This is a genomic window from Flavobacterium azizsancarii, from assembly GCF_027980145.1.
In the GTDB taxonomy this organism is placed as follows: Bacteria; Bacteroidota; Bacteroidia; order Flavobacteriales; family Flavobacteriaceae; genus Flavobacterium; species Flavobacterium azizsancarii.
Genome location: NZ_JAMZNK010000021.1, coordinates 1 through 21,502, shown reverse-complemented (window position 1 = coordinate 21,502; position 21,502 = coordinate 1). Strand labels below are relative to the sequence as shown.

The 21,502-nt window shown below is 34.5% G+C and carries 10 protein-coding genes; 5 read left to right on the top strand and 5 right to left on the bottom strand.

Going from position 1 to position 21,502, the window contains the following annotated elements:
• Nucleotides 1–87: 87 nt before the first annotated feature.
• The 4 genes from NJT12_RS13515 to NJT12_RS13500 all read right to left on the bottom strand — a co-directional run bounded on the left by NJT12_RS13515 (nt 88) and on the right by NJT12_RS13500 (nt 11,058).
• Entirely contained in the window at nt 88–1,581 is a 1,494-nt protein-coding gene (locus NJT12_RS13515; protein WP_271336451.1) for a RagB/SusD family nutrient uptake outer membrane protein, read from the bottom strand.
• A gap of 11 nt (nt 1,582–1,592) precedes the next feature.
• Nucleotides 1,593–4,601 (bottom strand): SusC/RagA family TonB-linked outer membrane protein, encoded by a 3,009-nt coding sequence (locus NJT12_RS13510; RefSeq protein WP_271336450.1) that lies wholly within the window; start codon nt 4,599–4,601, stop codon nt 1,593–1,595.
• A gap of 627 nt (nt 4,602–5,228) precedes the next feature.
• Complete coding sequence (locus NJT12_RS13505; protein WP_271336449.1) at nt 5,229–9,362, bottom strand: hybrid sensor histidine kinase/response regulator transcription factor; 4,134 nt, start codon at nt 9,360–9,362, stop codon at nt 5,229–5,231.
• A 211-nt stretch (nt 9,363–9,573) separates the two neighbouring features.
• The gene (locus tag NJT12_RS13500) at nt 9,574–11,058 is read right to left on the bottom strand and encodes an MFS transporter (RefSeq protein WP_271336448.1); all 1,485 of its coding nucleotides are present in this window, start codon (nt 11,056–11,058) and stop codon (nt 9,574–9,576) included.
• Between the two features lie 932 nt (nt 11,059–11,990).
• On the opposite strand from NJT12_RS13500, the gene NJT12_RS13495 reads away from it, so the two are divergent.
• The 5 genes from NJT12_RS13495 (at nt 11,991) to NJT12_RS13475 (ending at nt 20,825) form a co-directional block, all read left to right on the top strand.
• The gene (locus NJT12_RS13495) at nt 11,991–14,450 is read left to right on the top strand and encodes a glycoside hydrolase family 95 protein (RefSeq protein ID WP_271336447.1); all 2,460 of its coding nucleotides are present in this window, start codon (nt 11,991–11,993) and stop codon (nt 14,448–14,450) included.
• A 107-nt stretch (nt 14,451–14,557) separates the two neighbouring features.
• Nucleotides 14,558–15,790, top strand: a complete 1,233-nt coding sequence (locus NJT12_RS13490) for a family 8 glycosyl hydrolase (RefSeq protein ID WP_271336446.1) — start codon at nt 14,558–14,560, stop codon at nt 15,788–15,790.
• Nucleotides 15,791–15,807: 17 nt separating this feature from the next.
• Nucleotides 15,808–16,932: an alpha/beta hydrolase-fold protein gene (locus NJT12_RS13485; RefSeq protein WP_271336445.1), complete on the top strand. Its 1,125-nt coding sequence runs from the start codon at nt 15,808–15,810 to the stop codon at nt 16,930–16,932.
• Between the two features lie 137 nt (nt 16,933–17,069).
• Entirely contained in the window at nt 17,070–19,646 is a 2,577-nt protein-coding gene (locus NJT12_RS13480; RefSeq protein ID WP_271336444.1) for a glycoside hydrolase family 9 protein, read from the top strand.
• Between the two features lie 15 nt (nt 19,647–19,661).
• Nucleotides 19,662–20,825: an alpha/beta hydrolase gene (locus NJT12_RS13475; RefSeq protein WP_271336443.1), complete on the top strand. Its 1,164-nt coding sequence runs from the start codon at nt 19,662–19,664 to the stop codon at nt 20,823–20,825.
• Between the two features lie 80 nt (nt 20,826–20,905).
• Here NJT12_RS13475 and NJT12_RS13470 read toward each other — a convergent pair whose 3' ends face one another.
• The gene (locus NJT12_RS13470) at nt 20,906–21,238 is read right to left on the bottom strand and encodes a GNAT family N-acetyltransferase (protein WP_271336442.1); all 333 of its coding nucleotides are present in this window, start codon (nt 21,236–21,238) and stop codon (nt 20,906–20,908) included.
• Nucleotides 21,239–21,502 lie beyond the last annotated feature (264 nt).

Here is a 21,502-nt window from a genome sequence, read left to right as displayed (position 1 = left end):
ATAACAAATGTTATTATATTGAAAAACAGCGCATTCTCATGCGCTGTTTGACCAAATTACTAACTTAAACTACCAAAATTTAATTCCTTAATAACCCGGGTTATTATCACTTGATTTTATATTAGGATTTGAAGATGTTTCCCTGTTTGGTATTGGCCATAATTCGCTTTTACCAGCCTGAAAACCAGTGCCTGCTAATTCTGTACTGGCGTTACCCCATCTTATAATGTCATCAAATCGGCTTTGCTCGCCGGCAAATTCTACTTTACGTTCATGAACAATTGCGGTAAAAACAGCCTCTTTTGTTGGGGCAATAGTAGTTGTTAAACCTGCGCGGTCTCTAACTTCTTTGATATACGCTATGGCAGTTGTTTGAGAACCTCCTGCTCTTTGGTTTTCACATTCTGCTTTCATAAGCAATACATCTGAATAACGCATAACTTTGAAATTTATACTTGACTGTGTAGCTTCATCCTCTCTTTTATAATAGTTTTGGTATTTTTTCCAGCCTGCATTTCTAATACCTGCTGATGTACTAAAGTTTTGCGCTGTCATAGTACGGGTTCCGTTTAAATATTTAGAGCCTGGTACATAAAAAGTATCTCCAAAACGCAAATCTCCTGCCTCAAATGAGTTTAACAAATTGTCTGGCGGATAGACATTGTACCAGCTTAAATTGCCATATTCCTGACCTCTAAGCGTTGATTCGGCAAATCCAGTTCCGCCACTATTACCAGCATCATCCCATTTATTACCTGTTCCGTTGTTTTCATTAAATTCAATTTCAAAAATTGATTCTTTACCATGTTCAGTTTCGTCCATAAAGTTATTATAAAAATTACCTTTATCTTCAAGACTAAACCCTGTAACACCATTAAAGGCAACTAAAGCTTCATCATATTTCTTTTGGTATAAAAGTACTTTACCCAAATAGGCATAAGCAGCTTCTTTGGTTGCTCTTCCAACTACTTCAGCACTTTTGGATAATAAATTTTGAGAAGCAAATTCAAAATCTGCTCTAATCAAATCATAAGCTTCTGCTTTAGGACTTCTTGCGGCACCTATGATAGTTCCTGTTTTATAAATTGGTAAATCACCAAAACGTTTCACTAAAAGAAAATAATAATACGCTCTTAAAAAGTGGGCTTCTCCTAAAAATTTATTTTTTTGCTCTTGTGAAAGTACGGCACCTGGTAAAGCATTAATTTTTGCTTCATTATCTAAAACAAAATTAGCCCTTGATATCCCTAAATAACAGGATTCCCAATAGTACTGAATAATATCATTGCCTGCATTAAAAGAAAAATCCTGAAAAGGCTTTTTATTTCCCTCTAATTGTGGATTTCCTGCAGCATCCTGTCCAATTAAATCCATTGCAAAGGAAAAATTTCGTGCATAAAGTCCTCTTGTCTGCAAATTTGCATAGGCTGCATTTACAGAAGATTCAACCTGCGCTGCTGTTTTAAAGAAAGTATCGGGCGATAACGTGTTTGGATTAGTTAATTCTAAATCTGCCGTGTCGCATGAATTGATAACTAAAATTCCGAACATTGCTGCAACTATATATTTTATTTTTTTCATCATCTTATATATTAAAATTTAACATCAAGTCCAAAAATTACTGATTTAGGCTGTGGATATCTCCCCAAGTCAATACCTGCGGAATTTGCGTTAGTATCTGCACGTGCAATTTCAGGATCCAGACCGGAATATTTCGTAATTGTAATAAGGTTTTGTCCGCTTACATAGAATCTTATATTTGAAAAATGGCTGCCGAATGTTTCTCCTGATAGGGTGTATCCTATAGTAACATTTTTTAATCTGGTATAAGAACCATCTTCTATATAACGCTGATTAGCTGTTGACCAGTTTACATCTGCACCCTGAGCTCTGGGTAAAGTAGCAGATGGATTAGTCACTACACCGTTTACAACATTTGCTCTGTCTAAAACATCTGTACTGGCATTAAACAAACGATTCATTCCTTTTAAATCAAAGGTGTTGGCATTATAAATGTCGTTACCCTGAACTCCTGTTATGAAACAGTTGAAATCGAACTTTTTATAGGCTGCCGTAAGGTTTAAACCATAGGTGAAATCCGGATAAGGATTCCCGATATTTGTTTTGTCATCTGAGTTGATTACTTTATTGCCATCACGGTCAACAATTTTAATATCACCTGGTTTCACAATAGTCTGTCCCGGGCCAAAAACAGCATCTACTTCTGCCTGATTTTGATAAATTCCATTGGTTTGGTACCCGTAAAAATAGAATAATGGCTGACCTACTTCAAGTCTTGAGAAGTTTTCTAAACCAGCTCTTGCAGTTGGGCCGCCCAATACACTAGTCACTCCCGGTGCTAAACTTGTTACTTCATTTTTACTTGTTCCTAAATTAGCGATGGCTGACCATGTAAAATCTCCTTTTCTATCATTATAACCTAATGATATTTCATAACCTGTTACTTTTACATCGGCAATATTTTGAATCTGAGTTCCGCCACCGGCAGATCCTACAGAGGCAGGTAATGGAACAGCAAAAAGAATATCACTGCTTTTATTATTGAAATATTCAAACGATCCGGTAAATTTCTCGTCAAACAAACCAAAATCCAAACCTATGTTTCGGTCATTTTTAGACTCCCATTTTAAATCAGGATTAGAGGCAACTCCAAGAGAAACACCTGGAGCATTTCCTCCATTAATAGGATAATTATAATCAGCAAGTAATGTAGCGGCATATTGATAATTATCTATTCTGTCATTTCCTGTTGTTCCTGTACTGGCCCTAAGTTTTAAGGTACTAAAAACAGAGTTTGCCATAAAACTTTCCTTGGCTATATTCCATCCTACTGCAACTGAGTAGAAGTTCCCCCAGCGGTTGTTTGCACCAAAACGGGAAGAGGCATCCCTACGTCCTGAAACAGCAAATATGTATTTATCATCGTAATCGTAGTTGATACGGGCAATATATCCAATATTTTTTTCAACATAGTTAGCAGAACTCAAGCTTCCTTCATTGTATCTCAGCTGATCTATTTCATCTGAAATATTATAACGGCTTCCGGCTACTAAATTTTGTGATTTTCCATCAATTTTAGTGATAACCCCCAATACTTCAATGTTATGTTTAGCAGCAATAGTGGTTTTATAGGTTAAGCTATTATCAAAAACAATGGTTTGTCCCTGAGTATTTGTTTCATTAGTGGTCGAATAGGCTTGTTTATGATAGGAACCATCGCTATAACTAGGAACAAACGTATGATCTTTACCCGTGTAGTAATCTAATGAAACCTGCGATCTGAATTTTAAGCCTTTATAAATTTCTAACTCAGCGTAAATATTTCCTATGATAGATAAATTATTAATTTTTTGATATCCTAAATTTGCTACTCTTACAGGGTTTTCGGCGTCATTACCGTCAACAGCACTTGGTCCTTGATATCCGCCTAAATTTGTATCATTGTAAATAGGTAAATAAGGTGCCATTTTAATAGCATGTTCCAATAGTGTTCTTCCTCCCGAACTACGCTCGGGATTGATTGTACTAAAAGAGATCCCAATATTACTTCCTACTTTAAGTTTTCCTATATCCTGTGTATTATTAGCTCTAAAAGAATAGCGTTCAAAACCTGTATTGATAACAGCTCCTTCCTGCTTTAAATATTCGGCAGAATAACGGCTTGTAGATGTCTCGGTACCATTTGAAAAACTCAAATTATAATCCTGCATCAAACCACTTTGAAAGATTTGGTCTTGCCAATTGGTATTTATATTTCCAAATTCAGCAGCTCTTGCTGTTAAATCACTTCCTAAATCTTTAGCATATTGAAGATATTGTTGTGTATTTAAAACATTATATCTTTTGGTAATAGTCTGTGATCCTATGTAAGTGCTAAAATTTAGCTGACCCGGGCCTTTTTTTCCTTTTTTAGTCGTTACCATAATTACTCCGTTAAAAGCTTTTGAACCATATAAAGCCGTTGTTGAAGCATCTTTTAAAACAGACATTGACTCTATATCATTAGGACTTAATCCGGATAAATTACTGGTCAACACACCATCAATTACATATAAAGGAGCACTGTTTCCCATGGTAGCCAAACCTCTAATCGTAACTGTAGGATTAGAACCCGGAGCACCATTTACAACAGTAACACCCGCAGCTCTACCCTGTAAAGCTGATTCTGCATTAGTAATAGGCACTGCTGCAATATCTTTTGAGCTTACTGTTGAGATTGCTCCGGTTACTTTTGTTCTCTTTTGAGTTCCGTAACCTACTATAACCTCGTTTAAGGTTTGGGTGGATAACGCTAATACAACATCAATTGTAGTTCTGGTACCGACAGTTATGGTCTGCGAAATCAGGCCTACATAAGAGTATGTTATTTTGTCTGTAGGATTAACTCCTTTTAAAGAGTATTTACCATCAAAATCTGTTGAGGCGCTATTTTTTGAACCTTCTACATTAACACCCGCACCAGGCAAAGGAAATCCCGAAGGATCAGTAATCACCCCCTGTACCGTCTTTGATTGCGCCATTATATTCTGACTGCTAATTATTAGCAATGCGATTATTGCAAATTTAAATTTTAACATCATTTTAATTTGGTTTTTTGATTAGTTTAAATAGTTTGTTAGGTTGTAAAGTTTAGTTATTATAATAATTATAATTTTAGCTCATTTGCTTTTTATAATTTTTTTTAAGTACTACTACTAAGAAGAATCGTCTAAAATTTTAATAAAAAAAAAAGGAGCTTTTAACTATATTATTTTTGGTTTTCAGTTCATACTTTAAAGGGTTTTAAATTGTTAATAATAGTGTTTAAGTTTAGTTGATCGTGTTAGGTCAAAAGTATAATGTTAACATAAAATTTACATACCAAATTTGTAGCAAAAATTATAAAATTTGTAGCATAAAGTTTATAATAGTGTAGTATTATGTATTTTATCGTTTATTTAAAATTAATAAGTCAAAAAAAATATTAATATTTTCTGTATATAGTTTTTTTATTATTTATAAAAAAGAAAGACTATTTGTGTTGATTTAATGATTAGTTCCAGGAAAAGTGAAGTTGATTTAAATGCAAAAAGCAGCCTGATTATTTTTTTAATTAAATAATGGCATTAATCTCGAAAACTCAAATTTTTGAAACTGAAGAAGAAGTTTAGTTATTTATGAAGCAAAAAAAAGACGGTATAAACCGTCTTTGATATTTCTTTAAAATTTTATTGTTTGTTATTTTGGGTGGGCAAGTATCCGTATTTTTCTTTATAGCATTTTGTGAAATAAGAAGGAGAACTAAAACCAACCTTAAAACTGATTTCGGTTATGGTGTCATTACCGAGTTCTATTAATTCTTTCGCTTTTTCTAAACGAACATTACGAATAAATTCAGTTACAGTTACTCCTGTAAGTGTTTTAGTTTTTCGATACAATTGGCTTCTGCTTAAAAATACTTTCGATGCCAAAACTTCAACACTTAACTCCGGTTTACTTATGTTTTCAGTAATGTAATTCAGAATGTTTTTTATAAATTCATTATCTAAAGTGGTTGTTTTTTCTTTTGCTTTTGGAGTAATTCCGTTATAAAATTTATTAAACATAATTTGCCTGCTGTTAATGAGCTGGACCAGGCTGGATCTTAAAATATCCATATCAAAAGGTTTACTCAAATATAAATCTGCACCAGAGTCAATCCCTTCTAATTTATCTTTAATTAAGGCTTTTGCAGATAGCATCATTAAAGGAATATGGCTCGTTTTTAAATCAGCTTTAATGTTTTTGCACAATTCTAAACCATTCATGACCGGCATAATTACATCTGTTAATATTAAGTCAGGCAGTTTTTGTAAAGCTAGTTGTAAACCAACCTGACCGTTTTCTGCTGTTATAACTTTATATTCTTTTTTGAGTTCGTTTTTTAGATAATTTCGAAGTTCTACATTGTCTTCCACGATCAAAATGGTATGAACCCTATCTTGTTTCTCCTGGTTATCCTGTGATGGTATTGATGCTTTTTCCTCAATAGGCGTAAAGCTTATTTTTTTCTCGTTTTTAAATTCTTCAATTAGTATTTCGTTTTCATTAAAAAATTCCTTTCCGATAGGAAACAATAGTTTAAAAATAGTGCCGATGCCCAGTTCACTTTCTACTTCAATTATTCCTTTATGTAATTCTACGAATCCACGCACCACTTCCAATCCTATTCCTGTACTTCCGTAATAAGTTTTATTTAAATTATTTACCTGATAGAAACGGTCAAAGATTCGTTTAATATCTTTTTTATCTAATCCCGTTCCTGTGTCTTCAACAATAACCATAAAGTAAGAATTAATACTGGTGGAATTTATTAGCGGAAAATTTCTTAATTCTTCATTAACTACTATTTTGATTTTTATTATCCCATTATCTGGTGTAACTTTAAAAGCATTGGCAATAAGATTAAAAATAATTTTTTCAAACATTTTGGGATCTATCCAGTCTTTTAATGCTGATGTGTCAGACTCAAAACCGAGCTTAATTCCCCGGCTTAATGCTTCTTCGTCAAAATAACTCACAATTTCTTTTGTAAAATCAATTACCTCAATTAGCTGTAATTGAAGGGGCATTTTATTAAACTGCAGTTGATTAAAATCCATTAACTCATTGATTAATCTCGAAAGCCTTTCAGAACTTTTCTGAATGGTCTGCAGTTTATGTAATACAGTGCCTGATAAATCTGGACTATTATTTTTAATTATATCTGCTAAAGGATTTAAAATCAAAGTCAGGGGAGTCCTGAACTCATGTGAGATATTGGTGAAAAATTGTAATTTTTTATTATTTAACTTTTCAATTTGAATGGCTTTCTGTTTTTCAAATTGTATAATTTGCTTTTGTTTAAAACGATTTTGATAGTATTGATTACCAAAATGTACCGCAGCCAATAGTAGTAGGGCATAAAAGAGATAAGCAAAAGATGTTTTCCACCAAGGGGGTAAAACTTCTATTTTTAGTTCTAATGGTTGGCTCCAGACTCCATTTTTTTCGGCTGCTTTAACCTTGAAAACATAGTGGCCCGGGGCTAAGTTCGTATAAGTTGCCGAGCGTTTATTACCAACGTAATTCCATGAATCCTCGAAACCTTCCAGATAATAAGCAAATTCATTTCTGGCCGGAAAAGAATAGTTAATGGCAATAAAATCAATTGTAAATACAGACTGATCATGTTTGAGGATTATTTTTTTTGTTTCTGATATTACTTTTATTAAAGGTGAGTTTTCTTCAAGCGGGCCAATTGACTTATTAAAAATTTTCAGATCACTTAAATAAATTGGAAGCTGTTTTTTACTTTTTACTAAATTTGCAGGATTGAGGTAGTTTAAACCTTCATAACTTCCAAAATAGAGTAATCCGTTTTCATCTTTAAGAACAGCATTATTATTGAAGTCATTTCCCGGTAAGCCGTCATAGGTGGAGTAATTTATGGCAGTCTTGTTTTTTAAATTTAGTTTTGTGATACCTTTCTTTCCGCTTAACCAAATGTCGTGATCATTAGATTCTACAATCGACGAAATTGATTTTTCACGAAGCCCTTCAAAATTGATATACCACTTGAGTAAATCTGTTTTTTTATTGTAGCTGAATAATCCGGCTCCATCAGTACCAATCCAGATTTCTTTGTTTCCGGATTCATATAACGTATTAATGGTATGTGTGCTTTTATGATTTTTAAGTTTTTCGGACATTTTATCCCGAAAAGAAATTACTGAAAAAGAAACGTAATCGTTTGTTGTGACCTTGTATAAACCCGTTGTTGAACCAATCCAGACTGCATCATCAGAATCTACCATTACCTTTCTAATGTCTAAATTGACTATTCCATTTCTATAAAAAGGTTTGGCATTACAATGATGAAAACTACCATCTGAAGGAGTATAATAATGAAGGCCTTTTGAAAAGGTTCCTATCCAAATCACACCTTGCGAGTCTTCATCAATACTCATAATATTGTCTGAGGTCAAATCAGTTGTATTTTTTGTGTTGTAATTAATAAAGTTTCTGCTTCCTTTCTTTAAAAGAAAAATCCCCTCATTCCAGCTGGATAACCAGATATTCTGCTTTTTATCAATAAAAACATTTGTGATATTATCATTGGTTAATCCGGAATAAAAACTGTTATTCGATTTTGTAATATGCCCAAATATTTTGTTCTCAGGGTTATAAATATCGACACCGCCGCCTTCCATAGAAATCCATAACTGGCCCTTATGATCTTTTGCAACACTGGTAACACAATTGGTTTGTAATGATTGGGAGTTTCCGGGTAAACTTTCGATTACGCTTACCTTACTGTCTGTTTTATCAAAAATTCCTAAACCCTTGTTGTAATACCCCAGCCAAATTCTATTTTCTTTGTCTAAAAATAAAGACCAGACAGAATTAGAACTTAAACTACGGATATTGAATTTGTTGTTTACATATTTTTTTTGAACAATACCCTGATCGTTCACAACAATTAAACCGTCATTTTCTGTAGCACAAAGAATCGTTTTAGTATCTGTAGCCAGAATCGACATAATCCTTTTTTTTGTAATGGGATAAGAAACAACCTGTTTTTTTTTAGAATATAAGTCTACTTTAAGAAGACCTTTGAATCCATTTCCAATCCACAAGTTTTGATTACTGTCAAAAAACATCGAAATGATAGTTGAAGAGCGCAATTCAGTGTCTTTGTAGATGTTTACTTTTGTAATCTCATTTTTTATTGGGTCAACTACTTTTAAACCGAAGGTAGTACCCAAATAAATAATTCCTCTTTTGTCTTTTACCAGGCAGTTAATAAGGTAATTTGTAGTATTGGGAACCTCTGGCTTAATTTTAGTGATTTCTCGTGATTTTATATTGAGCCTGAGTAAACCGCTATTGAATGTTCCTAAATATAGATTACCCAGATTGTCCTCTATAATACTTTTAACAGAAATGACCGTTTCTTTCTTGATTTTTTTTTGAATATCAATACTTTCAAAAGTATTTAAATTCCGATTGTAAAGACATAAGCCTTCATCAGTCCCTACCCACAACCGGTTGTGTTTATCGACGTAAGTAGCGTAAATTAAATTGCTATTAATAGAATTACGAAGCTTGGAGTTTTGCTCGTACGCTTCATAATTTATACCATCATATTTATATAAGCCTGCACCATTTGTTCCATACCACATAACGCCAAATTGATCCTGTGTAATGGTATAAATGCCGCTCTTTGAAGTCTCATTAGTGAGTAACCGAAATTGATAGTTTTCAAATGTATTTTGAGAAAACAAATTATTTATTATAAAAAATAATATGACGCTGACTCTAAAATATTTTTTTTGGGACATTATAAAATGATTAGTAAATTAAAATTAAATATATAATATTAAATCCAAAACCAATTATTTGTTTTTCAAAAGAATACATAATAATGACAATTTTTAAGTTTTAAAAAAGGTATTGTGTGTGTTCTTTACTGGTAGAGAGAGGAATTATAAAGCTGGTTTTACACTCTATCTTAATTTGAAAATTAATTTAAAAGTTAAGTTTTATTCTAATTTAACCCTTCGTTTTTTTCTCATTATTCCTTCTTTCATTTAAATCTTTTTCAATCTGAATTTCTAATTTTTTATCTATTACATAAAAGCACAAAAGAACTGCACTTATGATAAATATAAAGCCAGGATAGATACTTATAGAAAGTTTGATTCCTTCTACTGCTGCTGGTACCTGATTGACCTCTTCGGCTACGTAGCCATATTTAGATAGAAAAGCAGCGCCTAATGCACCACCAATACTTATCCCTATTTTTAATCCAAAAAGCATAGCCGAAAAAACAGTGGCAGTTGCTCTTCGATTGTTCTTCCATTCGCTGTAATCAGCTACATCAGCCATCATAGCCCACAATAGCGGAATCGTGATTCCGTAAATAAATCCATGCAGTAACTGGGTTATAAAAACCAGCGCAATAGCTGTTCTGCTGTATAAATTAAAAACCAGTAAACTAATAGCGGATAAGAAAATAAAGAGGATGTAAATGTTTCTTTTACCAAAGGAATCGGCAAGCGATCTGGAAGAAATAATCCCAAAGATCATGAAAATAATTCCTCCGGCATTAAAGAGGCTAAATGCTGAAGTAGGAACGTCTTTTGGCCACTGAAAATCTACAAATCCCATTGCTGTTAAGGAATTATTCAGTCCATTAACGAGTGAAGTAAAACCAATATCATTCAAAAATTCAGTTTGAGCAGCTGGATCTAAATAATATTTAAAGTAGAAAACATACATTCCCCCTTTTAACGACAAGGTTATAAAAACCAGAATGGTAACTAGTAACATCACCAGCCACGGTCCGTTTTTAGATAAATCAATAAAATCCTGCTTAACTGAAGATTCCTGATTCTTTGTAGGTATAATTCGTTCTCTGGTTGTAAAAAAAGTAATGAGTAAGCAAATCACTCCAACTACAGCAAACAGTATCATCGTATTTTTAAAACCAATTGCTTTATTACCATGTCCCAAAATTAGAACCAATGGTAACAAAAGGGACTGAATTATAAATTGGGCTATCATAACAGCTACAAAACGATAGGAAGAAAGGCTGTTTCGCTCTTTCATGTCGCCAGTCAATACACCACTTAAGGCCACATAAGGTAAATTATTGGCTGAATATATCAGGACCAAAAAAAAGTAAGTCAGCAAGGTATAGATGATCTTACCGTTTGTTCCAAAATCAGGAGTTAAAAAAGAGAGCACAGAAGCAATTCCGAAAGGTAAAGCTGTCCATAATATCCAGGGTCTGAACTTCCCCCAGCGCGACTGAGTACGATCAGCAATAACTCCCATAATGATATTAAAAAAAGCACCAATAAAGCCACCAACAAAAATAATTATACTAGCTGTTCCGGCAGGAATTTTATAAACATCTGTATAAAAGAAGGCCAAAAAAGTCAGCAGGGTTTGAAAAATCAAATTAGCTGCAAAATCACCTAAACCGTAGCCTATTTTTTCTAGCACAGAAAGTTTTTGCGATGTATTACTCATAATGTATACTGGTTGTTTTGTTCTTTTTCTACCTATTGTTTTACTTTAAAAATATTTTGACTGATTGTTTATCAAAAAAAAATGAAACCCTCAATTTGTATTTCAACATTTGCAAAATCAAAAGAGTAAAAATAGTTTGAAATCTCAAAAGCGATTATCATTTTTGAAGCCTTTAATAGTTCATTTGAAGCATCATTTAGTTTAGTAAATCTATTATATAAATTGCTATGGCAATTTATTATCTTGAGAAAAACTTTTCATTATTCTTATTTAGATCTATATTATTTATTGATGGTTGTTTAAAATACATTAGATGGTATGACAGCAAGCCCATTTATGCCTAATTTTTCCCCCGATAAAGAAATAATTCCTTGATTGTTTAATGAAGGATTAGCAAAAGAAAAGTACTCTTTTAATGATTCTTTAACCAGGTATTGTTAATCTGAAAAATGACATAAATAGGGACCAGTTTACATATTCTTCCCTGTCCTGTTCTAATCTAAATCAACCAATTGTAGCTACAAAAATCACTTTATAATGAAGTTGGTTAGGTGTGTTTAGTCTATTTTTTTGGCTTTAAAAATAGATATAATGTTTTTTATTTGTGCTTTTTTTGATAAAATGTTTATTTAAAAATTAAACAACCGATTGTTCTTTTGATATTTTTTTTATATTTGTATTAAACACACTTGTTAAGTTAGTCTTGGAAATGTTTTTAAAGAAGGGTAGTTTATAACTATAGGTTAGGACTAGTTTTTTACAGCAAAAGGCGGAAGTTAAATTCCTTTCGGCTTTTTCATTAGTTTTGAATTAGAGCTATTTAGAATTCGATTTCCATTATTTTAAAAGATTGGCAAAATGCTGCATTTTCCTGGCCTATTTGAAGGAGTCATATGCTCAAAATATATTAGATCAAAAATTATTTATAGATTATGAAAAAAATATTTTCAATGCTCTTATTCCTTTTATTCCTTATCGGATTTTCACAGGATAATCCGAATCTAAAGCTTTGGTACAATGAACCATCAGGTAATGTATGGGAAAATGCCCTTCCTATTGGTAATGGGTTTTTGGGTGCCATGGTCTATGGCAATGTTGAGCATGAAGTTATACAGTTAAATGAAAATACGGTCTGGAGTGGTGGCCCCAATAGAAATGATAATGCGGATGCCTTGGCAGCTTTGCCAAAAATCAGGAATATGATTTTTGAAGGAAAACATAAAGAAGCTGAAAAATTAGCAGATCAGACTTTTATTTCTAAGAAATCACAGGGACAAATATTTCAACCAGTGGGAAATCTTAATCTAAATTTTGAAGGTCATCAAAAGTATTCTAATTACAGACGGGAACTTGATATAGAAAAGGCAATTTCAAAAACCAGCTATAAGGTTAATGATGTTAGTTATACCCGGGAGGCTTTTGTCTGTTTTTCAGAACGGGTAGTTGTAATTCATCTGACAGCAGATAAAAAAGCAAGTATTTCTTTTACTGCAAATTATAGTACACCTCATAAAGTAAATAATTTTGCTGTAAGTACTTCAAATGATCTTGAGATTACCGGCACTTCCAGCGACCATGAAGGAGTAAAGGGGGCGATTAACTTTAAAGGAATAACCCGAATAAAGTTAGATAAAGGAAAATTAGAACAAACTGATAGTTCGCTTATTGTAAAAGATGCAGATGAAGTTACTATTTATGTATCGATAGCTACCAATTTTAATAATTATCATGATGTTAGTGGCAATCAAGACAAAAAAGCTGCTGACTATATGGATAGGGCTTTTAGTAAATCTTATGAAAGAATTAAAAAATCTCACATCGTAGCCTATCAACAATATTTTAATCGTGTTAAATTTAATTTAGGACAAACTCCTCAAAATGATTTACCTACTGATGTAAGGTTGAAAAATTTTAGAGACACAAATGATCCGCAATTTGTGACATTATATTATCAGTACGGCCGTTACCTGCTCATATCTTCCTCTCAGCCTGGAGGCCAGCCAGCCAATCTGCAGGGTATTTGGAACAATAATCTTAATCCTGCCTGGGATAGTAAATATACAATCAATATAAATGCCCAAATGAATTATTGGCCAGCAGAAAAAACGAATCTTTCAGAGTTGCATGAGCCTTTTTTAGAGATGGTAAAAGATCTGGCAGCAACGGGACAGGAAACAGCCAGAACCATGTATGGTGCAAGAGGATGGATGGCACACCACAATACAGATATCTGGCGTTCTACTGGTGCCGTAGATGGTGCTTTTTGGGGATTATGGACTGCTGGCGGTGGGTGGGCAAGCCAACACCTATGGGAGCATTATCTTTATACAGGTGATAAAGAATTTTTAAAATCTATTTATCCAATATTAAAAGGAGCGGCATTATTTTACGTAGATTTTCTTGTAGAGCATCCTTTGTATAAATGGCTTGTAGTGAATCCGGGAAATTCACCTGAAAATGCACCGAAGGCTCATAATGGTTCATCGCTTGATGCAGGAACTACGATGGATAATCAAATTGTTTATGATGTTTTTACAACTGCAATTCGGGCAGCAGCAATTTTAAAAGAAGATGCTGTTTTTGTTGATACTTTACAACAGCTACGCAGTCAACTCCCACCAATGAAAGTAGGGAAATACAATCAGCTTCAGGAATGGCTTGATGATATTGATGACCCTGAAGATCATCATCGGCACGTGTCTCATTTGTATGGATTATTTCCTTCCAATCAAATAGGAGCTTATAAAACACCTGAGTTATTTGCGGCTTCGAAGAATACTTTAATGCAACGCGGAGATGTTTCAACAGGTTGGAGTATGGGCTGGAAAATCAATTGGTGGGCTAAACTGCAAGACGGGAATCATGCTTATTTGCTTATAAAAAACCAACTCACTCCTCTGGGAGTAAATATAGAAGGCGGAGGTACTTATAATAATCTTTTTGATGCTCATCCTCCATTTCAAATTGATGGAAACTTTGGATGCACTTCCGGGATAACCGAAATGCTTGTGCAGAGTTCTGATGGAGCTGTTCATTTGCTTCCTGCCTTACCGGATCTCTGGCAAGAAGGAAGTATTAAAGGAATACGTGTAAGGGGGGGATTCGAAATAGTTGAAATGAAGTGGGAAAATTATCAGCTTATTAAATTAATTGTAAAATCAGAATTGGGAGGAAATTTAAGACTACGGATGCCTAATAATTTAATACTACAATCTGGTGGTAAAGTGACAGCGGCAAAAGGAGAAAATCCTAACCCCTTTTATTTTGTTGATCAAATACCAAAAGCTGTTATCTCTGAAAAATCTAATATAAAACCACTTGAACTTAAGCCTACAATATTGGTTGATGTTGCAACAAAAAAAGACAATTTATACAGATTTGTAAACAAGTAAAAACAATTTAATAAAGTTTAAAATTAAATCAATTAAAAAAAAACATGGTTATAAATAATTTACTAAGTGAACCTCTGGTTAAAATCCGACTTTTAATGATTTTTTTTATGGTAATTATTCCAGCTTTTGTTATAAGTCAAAATAAAAATAAAATAGAAAAATCAGAATATAAAAGACCTTATTACCGGAATCTTTTTAAGGAAGCAGGTTACAGCCAAATTGAAATAGACAAGAAATTAGCCAAAGCTTATTATGATGTTTTTGAAGGACCCAATCGAGTGTATTTTGAAGAAGGCGATTCGCTAGGATATGTTTCTGATGTAAAAAATAAGGATGCCCGTACCGAAGGAATGTCTTATGGAATGATGGTAGCGGTTCAGCTCAATAAAAAAGAAGTTTTTGATCGTCTATGGCGATGGTCAGTAAAATATATGCAGCATCAAAACGGACCACGAGAAGGTTATTTTGCATGGAGTGTGAATCCGCAAGCCAAGATACAAAATTCTCCCGGTTCTGCCTCAGACGGAGAATTGTATTATATAACCAGCCTGCTTTTTGCATCTAATAAGTGGGGCAATGCTACAGGAGTAAATTACTACAAAGAAGCCAGAAGAATATTGGATGCCATGTGGGAAAAAGATGGGACTGCCAATGTACATAATATTATAAATACTGAACATAAACAGATCTCTTTTGTACCTGAAGGAGGTGGATACCACTGGACAGATCCGTCCTATCATGTTCCTGCATTTTACGAAATATGGGTGTTGTATGCTAAAGATGGACATGAGAAGTTTTATAAAGAATGTGCCGATGTTTCTCGTGATTTTCTGCATAAAGCCTGCCATCCTTTAACGGGGCTGACTTCAGATTATTCGGAATTTAATGGCGAACCGCATCCCACACCTTGGATGCCTCCTGCATTTCGCTATGATTCCTGGCGTGTTCCTATGAATATAGCTATGGATTATACCTGGTACGGAAAAGATCAAAAATGGCAGGAAGATTATGCTAAAAGATTTCAATATTTCCTTAGGTCTAAGGGATTAGATACTTATAAGGATCAATTTAATCTGGACGGTTCTACTCCTGATTTTATTCTTCAGGCCGGTCCGGTCAAGAAACTCAGACACTCGATAGGTTTAGTATCAACAGCGGCAACTGCATCATTAGTCAATCAAGATAAAGAGAGTATGGATTTTGTTCATGCTGTCTGGAATGTAAAACTCGAACCATATGATGACGGTTATTTTGATCCTTACTATGACGGACTCATGTATCTCTTTAGTCTTATGCATCTTAGCGGAAAATATCAAATTATAGTTCCGGAAGTAAAATAATTTTTTTAAAAAAAAATATGAAACAGTATACAATTGTTCTTTTAGGGGCGTTGATTTTATCAGGTGTCGTAGGTTTTGCGCAGACAAGTCCGGCTTCTATTATAGAAGATTTTAAACCATCAGCAGTTAATCAGCCAGGACAGGAATATCCAAAAGTGAATTCTCAGGGTTATGCGCGATTTCAAATTTTGGCTCCCGACGCTAAGTCTGTTGTAATAAGTCTGGGACTGGGGGGAGCAAAAGGAGGAACGGTTCTTATAAAAGAGCAGGATGGTTACTGGAGGGGTACAACAGCTGGTTCACTGGATGAAGGTTTTCACTATTATCATCTCACCATCGATGGCGGTATTTTCAACGATCCGGGCGCACTCAATTTTTATGGTTCAACTCGTTGGGAAAGCGGTATCGAAATACCAGCCCATGATCAGGATTTTTATGCGCTCAAAGATGTTCCGCACGGAAATTTACAGCAGATTTTTTTTCCCTCAAAAAGCACCAATACATCACGCAGGGCTTTTGTGTATACGCCACCGGATTATCATAAAGATAAGACAAGTAAATATCCGGTTTTGTATTTACAGCATGGATGGGGAGAAGATGAAACGGCCTGGAGCAATCAGGGACGTGTCAATTTAATTATGGATAATTTGATTGCAAGGGGCAAAATAAAACCATTTATTATCGTCATGACATACGGTATGACAAATGAGGTTAAATACGGCGGTCTGGCAAGTTTCAGGATAGAACCATTTCAGACTGTCCTTGTAGAAGAGCTAATCCCCTATGTTGATTTAAATTTCAGAACGCTTTCTAATCAGTCAAATCGAGCAATGGCGGGCTTATCAATGGGAGGAATGGAAACGCATAGCATCACAGTCAATAAACCCAATGTTTTTTCTCATTATGCGCTTTTAAGCGGAGGAATTTATAAACCTGAGGAAATTAAAGATAAATCAAAGATTAAGCTGATTTTTATAAGCTGTGGTAGCCGTGAAAGACCTGAATCTGTGCAGGCTGCAGTAAAAACGCTGAAAGATGCCGGATACAATGCTGTTTCTTATATTTCTGAAAATACAGCTCATGAATTTCTAACCTGGCGTCGCAGCTTCAAAGAATTAGCGCCACTTTTATTTAAAGACTAGAGATTGTTCAATATAACAAATCCATTGATTTAATATACAGTATCTGGCGGTGAATTGAATTTAACCTAAAACATGACAAATAAAAAGTTCATCAGTCCAGGTACTTGTTGCTGGGTTGCAACATTAAATATATAATTATGCGCAAACTTACTAGCATTTCAACGGTTATTTTCAATAGAATTTCATTAAAAAAAGTAATTATATTTCTTTGTTTATTTAATCTGGCAAACAATTCTTTTTCTCAAAATTTGCTGTTAAATGAAAAAGAGTATTTTGAAACGTTGGGTCTGAATATATGGGTTTTTAATAATGAATACAATGGAATGTTTTTTGACGAAAAAGCAGCAGGAATAGAGTTTATTCATCACGGTGTAAGAACGGTAACTGGCGGTGCAATAAGGCTTCAAAACACACCGGAACAATGGGATTTAATTCCTAAAATGATCAGTCGAAAAGTCAACAGGGCTATCAATTCTATTGAAGTCACACTCAGATATGAAGATTTTGACTTTGATTCCAAAATTATAGTTACGCCACAGGGAAAAGGTTTTGTAATAAATGTTATGTTGGATAAACCAGTTCCAAAACAGTTAGAAGGCCGGGCCGGGTTTAATTTGGAATTTTTACCAACTTCTTATTTCGAAAGTAATTATTTGGTTGATGGAAAAGCCGGAACATTTCCCAGATATCCTTCTGGCAACACTCAAGTTTGGCCTTCTTCTCAAAAAATACCACAGTTTGCAGGGCACAATACATTTGATGATCGCGGAAAAAATGAATTTATAGTTGCCCTGCCTCTGGAATCTGGTAAAAATTTGATCCTGGCACCTGAAAACCCTGAGCGTACTGTAAATATTTACTCTGAAGATCAGGATGTAATGCTCTTCGATGGAAGAAATTTGGGGCAGAACGGATGGTTTATAGCCCGCAGTATTCTTCCTGCCAACAAAAAAGGAAAAGTGCTCACCTGGTATGTAGAACCAAATGTCATCCCGAGTTGGACAAGAGAACCCATAATAGGATTTTCGCAAGTAGGCTACATGCCAAGCCAAAAGAAAGTTGCTGTTATTGAGCTTGATATAAACGATAAGGCTTTAGGTAGTGCATCGGTTTTTAAACTTGGTGATGATGGAAAATTTATAGAGAAACTAAAAGCTGATGTCAAAGTTTGGGGAAATTATCTTAGATATAGTTATGCAAAATTTGATTTTAGTACTGTAAAAGAAAAGGGGCTTTATTACATTCAATATGGAGACCAAAAAACAAATACTTTTCAAATTGAGGATGATATTTATTCAAAGACATGGCATCCCACCATGGATGTATGGTTTCCTGTGCAAATGGACCATATGGAAGTAAACGAGGCGTACCGGGTTTGGCATGGAAAACCTTTTTTAGATGATTGTCTTCAGGCACCACTAAATCACGATCATTTTGATGGCTATAAGCAAGGCCCAACTACAGATACTAAATATAAGCCATTAGAGCGTATTCCGGGAATGGCAGTAGGGGGCTGGTTTGATGCAGGGGATTTTGATATACAAACTTTTTCTCATGTTAGTGTTATCAATAGTTTTGTAGAATCATGGGAAGCATTCAAAGTAAACAGGGACGAAACTTATATCGATCAAAAGACGCAATTTGTAGACATCCATCGCCCTGATGGCCAACCCGATTTATTACAGCAAATTGAGCATGGGGTATTAAACCTTGTGGCACAAGTTGAAAATATTGGCCATCCGGTAAGAGGCATAGTGGTGCCCAACCTGCATCAGTATCATCATCTTGGTGATGCCTCTACTGAAACAGATAATCTGCCCTATAACGCATCTCTTAAGCCATATGAATCTAATGGAGGTTCAAGTGGAACACTTGATGACAGATGGGCATTTACAAACCGAAGTTCATTTTTAGATTATAGGACTGCAGGAGCACTAGCTGCCGCAAGCAGGGCATTAAAAGGGTATAATGATAAACTCTCTGTAAAGTGTCTGTTTATTGCTGAAAAGTTAATGAGAGAAGCAACTGCTTTAGAAAAAGAAGGAAAACCTGATGAGGGGCCAATGTCAAAAAGGGGCAGAGGTAGTGATATGATTGCCATGCTTCAATTGTACTTAAGTACAAATAATGAGCAATATAAAATGGGTTTTTTAGATAAAATTTGGAAATTGCTGGATGAAAATTTGGAAGTTAATATTAATTCAGCCCTATTGGCTTTGCCATCTATGAATGATCAGTATAGAATAAAATTACGCGCTTATGTGCTTAATTATAAGAGTAAAACTGATATGGAAAATACTGCAAATCCTTATAATGTTCCTATTGCACTCAGAGGATGGGGAGGTAGTTCACAGGTTATTAATTGGGCAATTAGCAATTATTATATTCATAAAAGTTATCCGGATATCATGGACAAAGAATATGTTTACCAGGGATTGAACTATATTTTTGGATGCCATCCTTATTCTAATTTATCTTTTGTAAATGCGGTAGGAAACAGATCCAAAAAAGTAGCTTATGGATGTAATCGGGCTGATTTTACAACAATAGCAGGAGGAGTAGTTCCGGGGCTTATTTTTCTAAAACCGGACTATTTAGAGAACAAGGATGACTGGCCATTTTTTTGGGGAGAAAATGAGTGTATCATAGATGGTGGTGCATGGTATATTTTTCTCGCAAATGCAGCAAATGACTTAGCACAAAAAAAGGGATAAACTAAAAAAAATCATATGAAATTATTTCTTAGTACAGTTATTATAATTTTCAGCTTATCTGCTCAGGCCGCATGGAGTCAGGAAAAACAGATTGTTGTTGAAGATTTTAAACCTTCATCTGTCAATCAGCCAGAAAAAAAATTTCCTCAGGTTAATTCGCAGAGACGTATACGTACAAGTATTCTGGCACCAATTGCACACAGCGTGCAGCTTGATATTGGAGGTGTAAAATATGATATGCAAAAAGACAGTAATGGGATATGGATTGGAGAATCCAATCCTCAGGACGAAGGTTTCCATTACTATCAGCTGAATATTGATGGAGCTTCGGTTCCTGACCCGGGAAGCCTTTATTTCTACGGCGCAGGGAGACTGGGCAGCGGTATAGAAATTCCGTCATCAGATCAGGATTTTTTTGCTTTGAAAAACGTGCCCCATGGTCTTGTAAGCGAAAATATTTACTTCTCAAAACTGACTAATTCTCACAGACGTTGCCTTATATATACTCCTGCAGGTTATAATGAGAATGAAAAAACACGCTATCCTGTACTTTATCTGCAGCACGGAAGTTTTGAGAACGAAACAGGCTGGACTACTCAAGGTAGAGCAAATTTAATTTTAGATAATTTGCTTGCCTTAAAGCAAGCGATACCGATGATCATTGTGATGGACAATGGTTATGCCTATAAATCTCAAAGTAATAAAGTCAAAGAGGGACGAGAAGAATCTGTCTTTGAAGAGGTGCTTATTACAGAAGTTATTCCAATGATTGATGCTAAGTTCCGTACTATATCTAAACGGGAGAGCAGGGCCATTGCGGGTCTTTCGATGGGTGCCAATCAGACCATGAGAATTATGATGAATCATCTTGATACTTTTTCATACTACGGCGGATTTAGCGGTACGGCAAATTATCCCAGTACAGATGTCATTAACGTTTCTACCTTTTTAGATGGGAAATATAAAGAAGGCAATGCACTGAATAAAAAAATTAAGCTTTTTTGGCTGGGTTTAGGCACTAAAGAGCCTATTCCTTTTCCTGGATCAGTTGGAGCATTTCGAGCAATGCTGGAGCAACAAGGAATTAAGTATGAATATTACGAATCACCTGAAACTGCTCATGAATGGCTTACATGGCGCAGATGTCTGAATCAGTTTGCATCTAAATTATTCAAATAGCATTTTAATTCTAAAATGATAAAACAATTTTAGTTTAATCGACATATTTTGCAAGCTGGAATACGATAGGAGTAGGTTACTTACACTTGGTCAAGATTAAAATATATTGTTTCAAGTCCAAACTCATCTTCTCTTCTGAATTTTTCTAAAAAGCCAATTTTCAAAAGTACTATTTCGGAAACTCTATTAGCAGGATCTATTGATGCAAAAATCGTTTTAATTTTTAATTTTTCAAAACCATATTTGACTATAGCATTTGCTATTTCTGTTGCTAAACCTTTTCCCCAATATTGCTTATCTAAAGCATAAATTAATTCATAATCATTGATATCTGACGATAAAATCAAACCGCAGTATCCAATAAGTGTATCATTCTCCTTAGAGAATACTCCGTACATGCCAAAACCTTTCAATTTATAATTTAAAATTGAAATGTCTATCTGGCTTTAATCACTTTTAATTTGCATTTTTGGCTATGTCACGATTCTGCCACAAAATTTGGAAAGCGTAATATTTGTGGCGCAGGTACGCTCACTTCCGAATGCGCCACGAATGTGCCACAAAACGGATGAAGCGCAAAGCTTGGGGAGGAAATGTCAAAATAAAATAAGAACTTTGTAATCTAAGAATTTTATATGACCCCTATAGAACTTTTGAAGTTTATGCTTCCTGATTTT

What these genes read in the sequence shown, in the direction of transcription:
- NJT12_RS13510 (WP_271336450.1), bottom strand. Translation starts at nt 4,601, where the DNA reads ATGATGTTAAAATTTAAATTTGCAATAATCGCATTGCTAATAATTAGC.
- NJT12_RS13490 (WP_271336446.1), top strand. Translation starts at nt 14,558, where the DNA reads ATGGTAATTATTCCAGCTTTTGTTATAAGTCAAAATAAAAATAAAATA.
- NJT12_RS13480 (WP_271336444.1), top strand. Translation starts at nt 17,070, where the DNA reads ATGCGCAAACTTACTAGCATTTCAACGGTTATTTTCAATAGAATTTCA.
- NJT12_RS13485 (WP_271336445.1), top strand. Translation starts at nt 15,808, where the DNA reads ATGAAACAGTATACAATTGTTCTTTTAGGGGCGTTGATTTTATCAGGT.
- NJT12_RS13505 (WP_271336449.1), bottom strand. Translation starts at nt 9,362, where the DNA reads ATGTCCCAAAAAAAATATTTTAGAGTCAGCGTCATATTATTTTTTATA.
- NJT12_RS13515 (WP_271336451.1), bottom strand. Translation starts at nt 1,581, where the DNA reads ATGAAAAAAATAAAATATATAGTTGCAGCAATGTTCGGAATTTTAGTT.
- NJT12_RS13500 (WP_271336448.1), bottom strand. Translation starts at nt 11,058, where the DNA reads ATGAGTAATACATCGCAAAAACTTTCTGTGCTAGAAAAAATAGGCTAC.
- NJT12_RS13475 (WP_271336443.1), top strand. Translation starts at nt 19,662, where the DNA reads ATGAAATTATTTCTTAGTACAGTTATTATAATTTTCAGCTTATCTGCT.
- NJT12_RS13495 (WP_271336447.1), top strand. Translation starts at nt 11,991, where the DNA reads ATGAAAAAAATATTTTCAATGCTCTTATTCCTTTTATTCCTTATCGGA.